General features: G+C 36.0%; 13 protein-coding genes. 3 read left to right on the top strand and 10 right to left on the bottom strand.

What is annotated here, in order from left to right:
• Window positions 1-8: 8 nt before the first annotated feature.
• On the top strand, window positions 9-1919 hold the full coding sequence (locus J4051_RS13910; RefSeq protein WP_208234486.1) for an OmpA family protein: 1911 nt from the start codon (window positions 9-11) through the stop codon (window positions 1917-1919).
• A gap of 761 nt (window positions 1920-2680) precedes the next feature.
• On the opposite strand, the gene J4051_RS13905 is transcribed toward J4051_RS13910, so the two are convergent.
• Entirely contained in the window at window positions 2681-3175 is a 495-nt protein-coding gene (locus J4051_RS13905; RefSeq protein ID WP_208234485.1) for a CAP domain-containing protein, read from the bottom strand.
• Between the two features lie 515 nt (window positions 3176-3690).
• Window positions 3691-4338: a pyridoxamine 5'-phosphate oxidase gene (gene pdxH / locus J4051_RS13900; RefSeq protein ID WP_208234484.1), complete on the bottom strand. Its 648-nt coding sequence runs from the start codon at window positions 4336-4338 to the stop codon at window positions 3691-3693.
• 82 nt (window positions 4339-4420) lie between these two features.
• Here pdxH and J4051_RS13895 point away from each other — a divergent pair, with 82 nt between their 5' ends.
• A complete protein-coding gene (locus tag J4051_RS13895; RefSeq protein WP_208234483.1) occupies window positions 4421-4840 on the top strand; it encodes a hypothetical protein in 420 nt (139 codons plus the stop codon).
• Here J4051_RS13895 and J4051_RS13890 read toward each other — a convergent pair.
• The 7 genes from J4051_RS13890 to rpsA form a co-directional block, all read right to left on the bottom strand.
• A complete protein-coding gene (locus tag J4051_RS13890; RefSeq protein WP_208234482.1) occupies window positions 4827-5735 on the bottom strand; it encodes a ribonuclease Z in 909 nt (302 codons plus the stop codon). The genes J4051_RS13895 and J4051_RS13890 overlap by 14 nt on opposite strands.
• Before the next feature lie 114 nt (window positions 5736-5849).
• A complete protein-coding gene (locus J4051_RS13885; protein ID WP_208234481.1) occupies window positions 5850-6182 on the bottom strand; it encodes a ribonuclease Z in 333 nt (110 codons plus the stop codon).
• 10 nt (window positions 6183-6192) lie between these two features.
• Window positions 6193-7122 carry an aspartate carbamoyltransferase catalytic subunit gene (locus J4051_RS13880; RefSeq protein WP_208234480.1) on the bottom strand — a complete coding sequence of 310 codons (930 nt, stop codon included), beginning with the start codon at window positions 7120-7122 and terminating at the stop codon, window positions 6193-6195.
• Between the two features lie 129 nt (window positions 7123-7251).
• Window positions 7252-7581 (bottom strand): hypothetical protein, encoded by a 330-nt coding sequence (locus J4051_RS13875; protein ID WP_208234479.1) that lies wholly within the window; start codon window positions 7579-7581, stop codon window positions 7252-7254.
• 23 nt (window positions 7582-7604) lie between these two features.
• A complete protein-coding gene (pyrR, locus tag J4051_RS13870; protein ID WP_208234478.1) occupies window positions 7605-8144 on the bottom strand; it encodes a bifunctional pyr operon transcriptional regulator/uracil phosphoribosyltransferase PyrR in 540 nt (179 codons plus the stop codon).
• 126 nt (window positions 8145-8270) lie between these two features.
• On the bottom strand, window positions 8271-9026 hold the full coding sequence (locus J4051_RS13865; RefSeq protein WP_208234477.1) for a T9SS type A sorting domain-containing protein: 756 nt from the start codon (window positions 9024-9026) through the stop codon (window positions 8271-8273).
• Between the two features lie 526 nt (window positions 9027-9552).
• Window positions 9553-11415, bottom strand: a complete 1863-nt coding sequence (gene rpsA / locus J4051_RS13860; protein ID WP_208234476.1) for a 30S ribosomal protein S1 — start codon at window positions 11413-11415, stop codon at window positions 9553-9555.
• Between the two features lie 286 nt (window positions 11416-11701).
• On the opposite strand from rpsA, the gene J4051_RS13855 reads away from it, so the two are divergent.
• Window positions 11702-12079 carry a LysM peptidoglycan-binding domain-containing protein gene (locus J4051_RS13855; RefSeq protein ID WP_208234475.1) on the top strand — a complete coding sequence of 126 codons (378 nt, stop codon included), beginning with the start codon at window positions 11702-11704 and terminating at the stop codon, window positions 12077-12079.
• 369 nt (window positions 12080-12448) lie between these two features.
• Here the strand turns inward: J4051_RS13855 and cmk are convergent, their stop codons facing one another.
• Window positions 12449-13141, bottom strand: a complete 693-nt coding sequence (gene cmk, locus J4051_RS13850; protein ID WP_208234474.1) for a (d)CMP kinase — start codon at window positions 13139-13141, stop codon at window positions 12449-12451.
• Between the last annotated feature and the right edge of the window lie 16 nt (window positions 13142-13157).

Genomic DNA, 13157 nt, shown 5'->3' with positions numbered 1-13157 from the left:
CTATGACTATGAAAACAAAATTATTTATATTCTTTTTTGCGCTTAGCAGCACGTTCATGGTTGCTCAAAGAAAATTGGCAGATAAGTTTTTTGAAAACTTTGCCTACGTAAAAGCAACCGAACTTTATGAGGAAGCGGTAAAAAAAGGTGATAGCAGTGAACATGTACTAACCCGTTTGGGAGATTGTTACTACAACAATTCCAGATCAAAAGAAGCAGCCTTATGGTATGGGAAAGCGGTCAACAAATATAACAAGGTCAATCCTGAGTACATTTTTAAATACATTCAGAGTTTAAGAAGTATCAAAAATTATGAAGAAGCTGACAAATGGCTGGTGAAATTTAAGGACATTCAAGGCAACGACAGTCGTGTAAAGGACTTTGATGCCAACAACCTTGATCTCTATGAAGATTTAGCTTCTACTGAAGATGTTATCGTAAAAATCGAAAACATGCCTTTCAATACTGAGTTCTCTGATTTTGGTGCCTATATAGCGAATGATATGCTCTATTTTGCCTCCGCAAGAAATACTGACGTGAGGAAAAGATACGGCTGGAATGCTGAACCATTTTTAGACATCTATTATGTGACTGTATCAAAGGATGAAGATGGCAATAAAGAATATTCAAGTGCCGATTTCATTAATTCGTCAAAAATAAACAGCCCATATCATCAGGCCTCTATAGCCATTACCAATGACGGTCAAACCATGTATTTCACAAGAGACAACGTCAACCGTAGAAATAAGTTGGGCTATGACCGCAAAGGAACTTCACACTTAAAGTTGTACAAGGCAACTTTAGATAATGGTGCTTGGAACAATATTGTTGAACTGCCATTTAATGATGATTATTACTCCAATGGACATCCAGCTTTAAGTCCGGATAATACGAAATTGTATTTCGTATCAGATCGTGAAGGTGGTTTTGGACAAACAGATATTTACGTCGTCAATATTTTAGAGGATGGAAATTATGGTGAACCAAGAAATTTAGGGCCAAAAGTGAATACGGAAGGCCGTGAGATGTTCCCTTTTGTTGCCAAGAATAATACACTTTACTTTTCTTCTGATGGCTATTTGAACTTGGGATTATTGGATATCTATAAGTCTGAAATTCTAAAGAAGGAAAATGCAGAACCTGAAAATATTGGTGCTCCTTATAATAGTGGTTATGATGATTTCGCGTTCTTTATGAATGATGATAACAAGACTGGCTATTTCTCTTCCAACCGACCTGGTGGAAAAGGTGGTGATGATATTTACGGATTTAGTGCTGAAGCTTGCAAACAGATTATTGAGGGTATTGCCAGAAACATAAAGACCAGTGAAGTTCTTGCAAATGTTGAAGTAAAATTAATCAATAATACTGGTAAAATCATTGCAACGGTCATGACATCGGAAACTGGAGCCTTTACTTTAGATGCAGATTGCGACAAAACCTATACTGTTCTTGGAAGTAAGAAAGATTATAAAGATGGAAGAAAAGAAGTGACTACAAGTTTAGAGGATGGTAAAGTCAATAATGCCGACCTCTATTTGACACCATTAATTGATGACAACCAAATTGTGATCAACCCTATCTTCTTCGATTTTGATAAATGGAATATCAGAACAGATGCTGAATATGAGCTGGAGCACATTGTTGATGTAATGAGAGAACATCCAAACATGGTCATCAAAATTGAATCTCATACAGACAGTAGAGGAAGTGACAATTATAACATGAAATTATCCGACAGAAGAGCCAAATCCACAAGGGATTATATTCTATCCCGAGGTATTGCTCCAGATCGTATTGAGAGCGCTATCGGATATGGCGAAACCCAATTGCTCAACAGATGTTCTAACGGGGTTAAATGTACCTCAGAAGAGCACCAGTTAAACAGAAGATCGTATTTCTATATATTGAAGGATTAATTTCTTCTAAGTTTTTATAAAAAAGCAGACCATGAGTCTGCTTTTTTTATGCCGTTTTTCTACTAAACGGCGAGGTATGTGGATTTTAAATCATGGTGATCATATTGACGGTTGGCTGAATCGAAAATAGACGCGTTCGACCGACAGATGGAAATAAAACTCCTATTTATACAAGGTTAGTTTTTGTATCTCTATAGTATATTGATGCATGTTGATGTATGTTGAAGGAAACTAATAAGACAGCACTGTTAAGAAAGACAGGTTTAATATATTAAGTTGAAAAGTTATAACAGCTATATCTTGTCTCGTCGATAGGAACCTTTTATCATGAAATGATCACAACTAACTACTTAGTATAATGTTGAACACTATCTGTAAAATAAACCGCTATGGATTTTAAGTTCATAGTTTTATATTGGTAGACTGAGAGTCTGCTTCGTGAAATAGCGAATAAACAATATAAAAAAAACAGAGTTATTCGTATTCCCGATAGTGGCGACCCGACCAAAAAATTTATAGAAACTAAACTGTCTGCAATGACTCCCGATAGCAATTGGAAGCAAGGATTTGACCTTTCAACCTGAAAATAAACTTCTTTGGAATGCGTATAAGGCATTTTAAAAACCAGAATAATAGCTAACTTTATAATGATTGGCAATCATTACTAAATGAGCATTATGCTCCAATTATCAATAAAAAAACCGCTCATATGGAGCGGTCCTTTTCACAATAACTAACTTTCTTAAAACTCAATTAATAGACTAACGCTTAATAAATATATTTGTAAAATACCATTTACCTTCTGAATTCTTCTCTGCAGAAATATCAAAATCAGTAAAATCTCCTTCTATAGTTGCTTTATGCCCCGGACTTTTCAACCATCCATTTACGACAGATTCAGCAGAATTATAGGCATAAGCTAAATTTTCTGAAACTTTCATTGCGGCAGCATTTTGTACCAAACTGGATTTACGTTGGAAAAAATTGTCATGGTTAATCTGATTTACAGATACCATATAATCGGTATGTGTAAATGCAACCGACTTAATGATGCTCAGGTTGTTTAATGGAGCTAAATCCATTTCGATTCGGTAGTTATTGATCAACTCCAAAATTTCTAATTCAATGGCTTTAGGTGCTGGAGCATTTTTCAATTGAACATGATCGATCTTGTCTTCTTGAAATTCATCCGTAGAACAAGAGAAGGTAAACATGGCCAGTAAAGCCATCATTGGCAGGTAGGTAGAAATTTTCATAAGTAGGTTAATTCGATTTGGTTCAGCTAAATTAGAAGACTAAAATGAACTAACTGTTAATGAAATGTTAAAATCGATGAAAAGCACACACTTAGTCGGTTTTATTTGTAAATCATCGATGAAATACATCTTTTTGAAACAAACACTGGACTTACGGCGATGAAATCTTGCGTTTTATCGATAAAAGTTAGATGTCCAGTTTTTAAGTTGTTTTATTAATTAATCAAGAACCTCGGGGCTGTCCGACCGGCACTGGCCGACAAGTCCACAAGGTATGAATACGGAATTATATTTACGATCGAGACAAGCCTCTGTGTATTAAAACTGCTGGGAAAAGAGTATAGCGTCTGCAGCGTAGCGTGTCACACTACCAGCATTGAGAAAACCATCAAAATAGCTGATATAGGTGTACAACACCAAAGAATGTTTAAGTTATATCCGTGTGATCATCCATATTTTCAGAATGTTAATCATCTCTCAATTGGTTTTGGAAATTTATCCATATCGCAGCTCTATTATGGTGAAAGACGCTCCATAACCCAATCAAATTCCTCTTTCAATGTAAACCTGATCCTATCGTGCAATCTATTAGGCCGTCCTTGCCAAAATTCAATTGAGATGGGCTTGACAATAAAACCTCCCCAATGTTCTGGCCTGGGAATTTCCTTACCTTCAAATTTTGCTTCAAGCTGATGCAGTTCCTCTTCAAGTACTTCCCTATTCTTTACCACTTCACTTTGGTGGGATACCAATGCCCCCAATTGACTTCCGCGAGGTCGCGATTCAAAATAACCGTCACTCATATTCGGCGATACTTTTTCTGCACTTCCCTTAATAATCACTTGACGTTCTGCCTTTGGCCAAAAAAATGACAGACAAACATTTGGGTTGGACATAATGGCCTTTGCTTTGTCACTTTTATAATTGGTATAGAAAATAAAACCTTCATGAGTATATTTCTTAAGAAGCACTACCCTACTCTTAGGAAATCCATCCAATCCAATAGTCGATATGGTCATGGCATTGGTCTCAGACTCATCAAAATTAGTGTCCACTTCATAGAACCATTTCTGAAAAACTTCCATAGGATTATCACTTATGTTAGCCTCCAATAAAGCTTGTTTTTCGTAGGATTTTCTGTAACTCCCTAAGTCTGCATTCATTATAAATTACTTAAAAGTTAAAATATTGTATTTATTTTTTTACTCATCAAATTCTTATAAATTTAACTATTATTTCCCTAAAATGCGATTTGAAGAAAGTAAATATTTTAGTCTACTACCACATTCAAAAATAGAATTTACATTTGGAAATTTTTATTTTTGTGAGAATTTTGTCCTCTCTGAACTCCATGAAGGCATCCACTTCGACTGGGACAAAATCCTAGAAGTAATTGGCGCAATGCTCGATTATTACGGTGAAGGAATAGAAATTGCCTATATCTCCAATAGGGTCGAACCCTATTCTATTGAGCCACAGTTATGGTATAGATTTCATAAAGAATTCGATTTTATTGTTGCCATTGCCACAGTCGCTTACAATGATTTTGCGTATATCAATGCTTCCATTGAAAAGCAATTCGCAAATATCAGCCTTAAAAGGTGTGATGATTTAGATGCAGCATTTAGTTGGATAAGACATCTTAAGGAATTCAGTCAAAAATAAACCGCTTGCCATCTTTTGCTAATTTAACCGATCTGAAAATGGTCTGGGCTTCCAATTTGAATTCATTCAAGTCATCATAACGTGTGGAATAATGACCTAAAATAAGTGTTTTCGCATTTGCCTTCTTTGCAATAAGCGCCGCTTCCTTTGCCGTAGAGTGCTTTGTTTTTGGTGCTAAATGCGCATGTTTTTCTAAAAACGTAGACTCGTGATATAACACATCGACATCTTTAATTATTGGCACAATATCTTCCCTATAAGCCGTATCACTACAAAAGGCATAGCTTTTGGGTGGTTTTGGTGGCAATGTTACTTTTTTATGATCTATGAGTACGCCATCATTATTAACTACATCGTAGCCTTGTTTCAGCTTATTGTAATAGGCCATATCAATATTGGCTTCAATAACCGACGGCATGTGCAAATGGCGCTCACCTTCCTTTTCCTTAAATAAAAATCCGTTGGTATAAATACGATGGTCTAAAGGAATGGTCCACACCTCTACTTTATCATCTTCAAAAATAAGATCTGAGGTATCGGAAGTCAATTCATGGAAAAAAAGTGGATAATTGGTCCATGAGTCGGCTAATTTCATCTGTAGAGTAATCACCTCCTTTAATCCCTTTGGACAATAGATATGCAGTTCAGTTTCCCTGGTCAACAATCGGAATGTGGAAATCAATCCCACCAACCCAAAAAAGTGGTCGCCGTGTAGATGTGAAATAAAGATATGCTTGATCCGGGCGAACTTGATTTTATTCCGACGCAATTCCACCTGAGTTCCCTCGCCGCAATCAATTAAAAAAAGATGGTTGTTAATCTCTAAAACCTGGGCCGTCGGATTGGTATCTCTACGTGGGGTTGCACTGAAGCAACCAAGAATGGTTAGTTTCATAGTAAGGGTTTGGAAAGTTATGAGTTTAGGAGTTGTAAATGTCCAACAGAGCTTTTGAGGACTTTTAAACTGAATACATCTAAACTTCAATCTCCTCAACTTATAAACTTATTCTTAAATTCCCAAATCACGTTCCATCTCCTCCATTTCAATCACGTCATAAGCTTCCTTAAGTGTAGGTACGACCATAATTTCATCGGGCATTTCATCTAAATTAGTTTGATCCGTTACAATAACGAAAGAATGTTTGGCCCGACGATGCCTATTGGATATCTCTAAAAACTCAATAATGTCTTGTAAACTGACTTTATTTAAGACCGATAAATTTATGATGACGTTATCATTCTCAAATTTGGGATAGGTCACCTGAAGTTTTTTTACTAGTTCTATAATGGTACTTTTCTCTTGGGTTATCAGAGTTGTATTGTTTTCTTTGTCAAAAATCATAAAAGTCGATTTAATGTTTAATTTTTGAAGCTAATAAATAAATAACTGCCATCCTAATTGCCACGCCATTTTGAACTTGATCTAAAATAATGGCCTGTTTGGAATCTGCCACATCACTTGTGATTTCCACCCCGCGATTTATAGGACCTGGGTGCATAATGGTAATCTCCTTGTCCAGAGAATTAAGCAATGCTTTATTAACCCCGTATTGTTGCGTATATTCTCTTGTTGACGGAAAATACGTCATATCCATACGCTCATTCTGTACACGAAGCATATTCGCAACGTCACACCATTGGAGCGCTTTCTTTAAATTAGTCTCCACTTTCACACCCAGTTTATCGATATACTTTGGCAATAAGGTTTTTGGTCCGCAAACCATCACGTTTGCGCCTTGCAATTGAAGGGCGAAAATATTTGAAAGCGCAACGCGACTGTGCAAAATATCGCCCACAATAACCACGTTTTTTCCTTGAACTTTGCCTAACCGCTCCCTAATAGAGTAACTGTCCAGCAATGCTTGTGTAGGGTGCTCATGTGCACCATCTCCTGCGTTAATTATACTGGCGCTAACATGTTGTGACAAGAACACACTGGCTCCTGGGTTTGGATGGCGCATGACCACCATATCCACTTTCATCGACAGAATATTGTTGACGGTGTCAATTAAGGTTTCCCCTTTTTTAACGGATGATTGTGATGCTGAAAAGTTGATGACATCGGCAGAGAGCCGTTTTTCAGCCAATTCAAAAGATAGTTTGGTACGGGTGGAATTCTCAAAGAATAAGTTGGCAATGGTTATATCCCTAAGTGAAGGCACTTTCTTGATGGGTCTATTGATGACCTCCTTAAAATGATCGGCTGTTTCGAAAATAAGTTGAATGTCCTGTGAATTCAGATCTTTAATTCCCAATAAGTGATTGACACTTAATTCGCTCATTGTCTGTATTATTTATTCCTATTATTAATTCCTATTGTCTATTCGTACTCATTCTTTTGATCCAAGGTGTCCAAATTCAAAGTTTAAAGTTCAAGGTTCCAAGTCCCAATTTTGAAATCTCAACTTATATCACTTAACTTGGCTTAGGTTAAACTCAAGTTCACTATAAGTACCATCTTCTTTATTGAATCTAAGATATACCATTGCTTTATTTAAAAAATCGAACTGTAACAACATCGGCTGCATCAACTTAAATAATTCTTCGGCATTTCTTCCATAAGCAAATAGTCGACCATCAGTATCATCCATATTCACTTCATGACCATCATATCTGCCAATGTCTTCAGGAATATTTTCGAACATCATGGCGTCCATACGATGAATTTCATCCAAGCCATCAAAGGGACCAAAAGAAACGATAACTTCATCTCCATTTTCTGAGATTTTTTTATCGAGCATAAATAATTCTTCACTATTCATATTTAACTATTAACTAGATATACGGCATCTTCTCCGCCATGTTCTAACCAATTCACTTTTACCTTTTCTTTATTGATGGCATCCACTTGTCTACCTCTATAATCTGGCTGAATGGGTAAATGACGGCTAAATCGTCGGTCAATTAAAGTGAGTAACTCAATTTCATTAGGCCTGCCAAAAGATTGGATTGCGGTTAAAGCCGCACGAATACTTCTTCCGGTATAGAGCACATCATCGATAAAGACAATATTTTTATCTTCCACAAGGAAATTGATCTCTGTGGTGTTCGCTTCTAATGGTTTTTCACCACGTCGGAAATCATCTCTAAAAAAAGTGATGTCTAAAAGTCCTAATTGTATATGTTTTATATGGTATTCGCTCTTCAAAATTTGAGCTAATCGATTGGCCAAAAATTTACCTCTCGGTTGGATTCCTATAAGTACTGTATTGGAAAAATCGTCGTGTTTTTCAATGAGTTGACAAGCCAATCGATGAAGAATGATGTTGATTTCTTTGGCATTAAGTAACAATTTTTGACTCATAAACTATCCAAACAGGTTTGGTTAACAAAGATAATGCAAAATTTGAATTGATGCCCCTGTAGTGTATAAAAAACAGAAAGGAGCTTTTACCAAAAAAAGCTCCTTTCTTTATTGGTAAATACCACACTAATTCTTAACGAACTTATGTGCTTGGGATGCGCCGTCATTTTCAACCCTCAATATAAATATGCCTCTATCTAACATTGATATATCAATAGATTTTAGACTTTCATTAGTTTTTTGAGACATGACCTGTTTTCCATCAATTGCATAAACACTGAAGTTCTTGTAATCTACATTATTGTGAAATTCTATAGAATTACGTTTAACAATAAGCTTAAACGCATTTTGCTCAGGACTTTCAAATGAGAGTGTGCTGTCATAAGAAGACACCATGGAAATAGTTGAGGCATCAGCTAATGCTCTTAATTGAGCATCTGTTAAACCTGTAGGCTTAAATACTCTCAAGTAATAAACATCTCCTTGGATTACGTTTTCTATAATACCTTGAGAAACTCCACCGACGCCGCTCTCTACGTTATAATTAGCGCAATATGATTCTTGTAAAGTATTTAGATCGCCATTCGTTGCTTTTAACAATTGAAAGGAGGAAGTGGAGCTTACTGCAACCGCTATGGTCCTAATTTCAAAAATGAACTTATTATCTCCTGCTGAAATAATATGTTTAAAGAAAATATCCGGTGCCGTGCTACACATTGGTTCAAGACCAGAGTTGGTTGCCGGTCCCAAATTCAATAAATCCGGAGTGGTGGTTGAACCATCTAAATCGATGGGATCATTAATTGTGTTTCCATCCTGTGAATAAGATGAAAATATGGCAAACATAGCAGCCATTGTAAAAATAAAAGTAATTTTTCTCATAGAATAGTAGTTTAAAGGTTAGCAAATGAATCGTTTTTTGGAAAAATTGGTTTTTAGTTCTCGTTAATATTAAAAATCATAGTCTGAAATGTTGGTATATATCATAAGCAAGAATTCGAGTTTTGGTCAAAACTTATCAAAATATTCCTACATAAAAAAATTTATTACAGGTTACTCTTTCAACTACTAAAAATTTTAACATATCGATATTGGATTGGCATTTCATCCAAAAGCTCGTCTATAAAAACACAAGCCATTAGGCTGGTAGCTATATGCTTAAGCACATAGTATCAAATCAAATTATATATTTTCTGGATGTGTGTTTTCAATCAAGAACTTCGGAGCATTAAAACCCACTAATGGAAATAAAGTGGATTTCTAATAAGGCAGAGATAATCTAATAGATGAGCGCCATCTCCAGTGGCGAAATGTTTGGAATAGAAAAAGCCTCCAATTTACATTGAAGGCCTTTTTACTAATAGAACTGAAAAACCTATAAGATTCCTACCTTGGCAGGAATTAGTTCTTATTTTTTTCCGTCCATTTTATCTTTAAGAGCTTGTAAGGCATCGTTAGCATCACCAAGAGTTGGTTTTGCTTCAGCTGCAGAAGCTTCTGCTTTAGCAACAGCTGCTTTTACGTTAGCCATTTCCTCTTCTTTAAAGATAGCTGTATGAGAAGCAACAACACGTTTGAACTCTTTATTGAACTCAATAATTTTAAATTCAGCTGTGTCACCTTTTTTCAATTTCTTACCATCTTCCATTTCTAAATGTCGTGAAGGTACGAAAGCAACGATATCTTCGTTAAATTCAACTGTTGCACCTTTATCTACCATTTCAGAAATTTCTGCTTTATGTGTAGTACCTAATGCAAATTCAGTTTCGTATTTGTCCCAAGGGTTGTCAGTTGTTTGTTTATGACCTAAACTCAATTTACGTCCTTCAACATCCAATTCCAATACCAAGACATCTAAATTGTCACCTACATTACAGAACTCACTTGGATGTTTGATTTTCTTAGTCCAAGATAGATCAGAGATATAAATCAATCCGTCAATACCTTCTTCCAATTCTACAAACACACCAAAGTTTGTGAAGTTACGTACAATACCTGTGTGCTTAGAGCCTACTGGATATTTTGTAGTAATATCAGTCCATGGGTCTGGAGTCAATTGTTTGATACCTAATGACATTTTACGGTCTTCTCTATCAAGAGTTAAAATAACCGCTTCAATCTCATCACCTACCTTTACGAAATCTTGAGCAGAACGTAAATGTGTTGACCAAGACATTTCACTTACGTGAACCAAGCCTTCCACACCTTCTTCTACTTCGATAAATGCACCGTAGTCAGCAATCACAACAACTTTTCCTTTTACTTTATCGCCAACTTTAATAGTGTCGCCCAAAGCTTCCCAAGGATGCTTGCTCAATTGTTTCAGACCTAACTGGATTCTTGATTTATCTTCGTCAAAATCAAGGATAACAACGTTAAGTTTTTGATCCAATTCAACAATTTCGTTTGGATGGTTGATACGTGACCAAGAAAGGTCAGTAATGTGAACCAATCCATCTACACCACCAAGATCGATAAAGACACCATAAGAAGTAATGTTTTTAACAACACCTTCCAATACTTGTCCTTTTTCTAACTGGCTAATGATTTCTTTTTTCTGCTCTTCAATATCCGCTTCAATAAGCGCTTTATGAGAAACAACAATGTTTTTGAATTCGTGGTTGATTTTCACAACTTTAAATTCCATTGTTTTATTAACGTACTGATCGTAATCTCTAATAGGTTTCACATCAATTTGAGAACCTGGCAAGAAAGCTTCAATACCAAATACGTCAACGATCATACCACCTTTAGTACGACATTTTACGAAACCATTTACGATTTCGCCAGTGTCGTGCGCATTGTTTACACGATCCCACGCTTTGATTACTCTAGCCTTACGATGTGATAATACCAACTGTCCGTTAGCATCTTCACGCACATCAATTAATACCTCTACTTTATCACCAACTTTTAAATTTGGATTGTAACGGAACTCATTAAGAGAAATTACACCTTCAGATTTTGCGTTGATATCAATAATAGCATCACGATCAGTAATATGGATGACCAAACCTTCAACAACTTCATCATCTAAGGTATCCACGAAATTTTCCGATACTAATTTTTCAAATTCCTGAAGTTTTTTGTCGTCTACTTGCTCAATACCTTCTTCGTAGTTGTGCCAGTTGAATTCTTCTAAAAACTTTTCAGGATTTGCTTGCGCTTCTGATACTTTAGGAGCTGCTTTTTCAGTAGTTTGAGTTTCTACTGCTGTTTCTGTTGCTTCGGTAGTTTCTACCTCTGCTTGATTTGTTTCTTTTTCAGACATTTGCTGAATACTATATTTGTATTCTGAGTGCTCTTGGAAGTTTTACGCGATCAACACACAGAAGTGTTATTTGCTTTTTTGTTTTATTCCTCTTATCTTCCACGGGTATCGCTAAAAGGAGTGCAAAAATACAATATAATTCTCTCATTTACAAATTATTTAAGGAACTTGAAATAAGAAATTTACATTCAGGATTGAATCGGTTAAAGATTAGTTCTGATAGCGCTATTGTTTTGGGTATTAATTCAATATATTTACGTTTACATTAATTTAAAAAATAATTATCATGGTAAAATCTAAGTATCAAAGTGTTTTGGATCTAGGACAGGAACTAAACATAGAAAATGGCGATGTTTCAGAAGAAAATGGCGTATTAAAAATTAAAGGAACTGCAAAGAATCAATACGAAAAGAATCTTTTGTGGGATAAAATAAAAGCTATCGGCGGAGAAAATCCTACTGATATAAAAGCAGACATTAAAGTGGCTGACACTTCTGTTTTTGCGAGACATACTGTGAAATCAGGAGAGACTCTTGGTAAAATAGCGAAACAATATTATGGTGACCCTTCCAAGTACCAAAAAATCTTCGCTGCGAATTCTGATATCTTAAAGAATCCAGATTTAATCCATCCAAATCAGGAACTTATCATTCCAAATATATAATTTCCGTTATACTTTAAATCGATAAAAAAACGATCTTCTGGGTCGTTTTTTTTATGGACAATGGTTCTCTGTGAATGGTACGCTGACCCGCCTCGCCGATCGGGCAGGAAGCGCTGGTTTTTGTAGATTTGCACTGATTTCAGGGGAATAAATTTTATTTAGATCAATGGAGAAGTTAAGGCACCAAAAATTGTATTGATATACTTTGCGCCTCCTGCGCCCCTGACTGCCGATAGGAAGTTCTGCGAGAGCATTTGAATTTTGAAACAAGAAACTTGAAACTTGAAACTTGAAACTCAAAATCTGGAATTTGGAATTCGGAATTTGGAATTCGGAATTCGGAATTTGGAATTTGGAATTTGCGCCAGCCTATTTCTTCTCAATTGCCTCTCGTGCCAAAGCATATAGCTGTTCAAACTGCGCCTCCAAGGATAGGTTGGAGTTGTCGATTTCTATGGCATCTTCCGCTTTCATCAAAGGGGAATCTTCTCTTGTAGAATCAATTAAATCTCGGGACTCTACATTCTTTAAGACGTCCACATAACTCACACTTTCGTTGCGCTCAAGAAGTTCCTTGTAACGTCTTTTAGCTCTTGTATCTGCGGAAGCAGTCATGAAAAATTTTAATTCGGCATCAGGAAAAACAACCGTTCCAATATCGCGACCATCCATAACCACGCCTTTCTCCTTGCCCATTATTTGTTGCTGTAAAACCAACATTCTGCGGACTTCTGAAATCTCCGCTACTTGACTGACCCACTGTGAGACTTCCAAAGTCCGGATGTCATGTTCCACATTCACACCATTCAAATACATTTCAGCAAAACCTAAAACATCATTATACTTAAAGCTAATTTTCAAACTGTCTAAATCATTAATCAATTTTTCAATATCAAAATGATCTTTAGAAATGATATCATTTTGCATAGCATATAGCGTTATCGCTCTGTACATGGCACCCGAATCTACATACACATAACCTAAAGCTTTGGCCAATTGTTTGGCTACCGTACTTTTTCCTGTTGATGAAAAACCGTCAATGGCAATAGTAATCTTCTTCATATCTATTTTCCGCAGA

It is taken from the genome of Gelidibacter pelagius (assembly GCF_017581925.1).
Classification (GTDB): Bacteria; Bacteroidota; Bacteroidia; order Flavobacteriales; family Flavobacteriaceae; genus Gelidibacter; species Gelidibacter pelagius.
Note: the sequence above shows the minus strand (reverse complement) of the source record. Positions and strands in the feature narration are given on the sequence as shown.

Excerpts from the sequence above, each read along its gene's own strand:
- J4051_RS13910 (WP_208234486.1), top strand. The coding sequence starts at position 9 with ATGAAAACAAAATTATTTATATTCTTTTTTGCGCTTAGCAGCACGTTC.
- J4051_RS13905 (WP_208234485.1), bottom strand. The coding sequence starts at position 3,175 with ATGAAAATTTCTACCTACCTGCCAATGATGGCTTTACTGGCCATGTTT.
- pdxH (WP_208234484.1), bottom strand. The coding sequence starts at position 4,338 with ATGAATGCAGACTTAGGGAGTTACAGAAAATCCTACGAAAAACAAGCT.
- J4051_RS13895 (WP_208234483.1), top strand. The coding sequence starts at position 4,421 with ATGCGATTTGAAGAAAGTAAATATTTTAGTCTACTACCACATTCAAAA.
- J4051_RS13890 (WP_208234482.1), bottom strand. The coding sequence starts at position 5,735 with ATGAAACTAACCATTCTTGGTTGCTTCAGTGCAACCCCACGTAGAGAT.
- J4051_RS13885 (WP_208234481.1), bottom strand. The coding sequence starts at position 6,182 with ATGATTTTTGACAAAGAAAACAATACAACTCTGATAACCCAAGAGAAA.
- J4051_RS13880 (WP_208234480.1), bottom strand. The coding sequence starts at position 7,122 with ATGAGCGAATTAAGTGTCAATCACTTATTGGGAATTAAAGATCTGAAT.
- J4051_RS13875 (WP_208234479.1), bottom strand. The coding sequence starts at position 7,581 with ATGCTCGATAAAAAAATCTCAGAAAATGGAGATGAAGTTATCGTTTCT.
- pyrR (WP_208234478.1), bottom strand. The coding sequence starts at position 8,144 with ATGAGTCAAAAATTGTTACTTAATGCCAAAGAAATCAACATCATTCTT.
- J4051_RS13865 (WP_208234477.1), bottom strand. The coding sequence starts at position 9,026 with ATGAGAAAAATTACTTTTATTTTTACAATGGCTGCTATGTTTGCCATA.
- rpsA (WP_208234476.1), bottom strand. The coding sequence starts at position 11,415 with ATGTCTGAAAAAGAAACAAATCAAGCAGAGGTAGAAACTACCGAAGCA.
- J4051_RS13855 (WP_208234475.1), top strand. The coding sequence starts at position 11,702 with ATGGTAAAATCTAAGTATCAAAGTGTTTTGGATCTAGGACAGGAACTA.
- cmk (WP_208234474.1), bottom strand. The coding sequence starts at position 13,141 with ATGAAGAAGATTACTATTGCCATTGACGGTTTTTCATCAACAGGAAAA.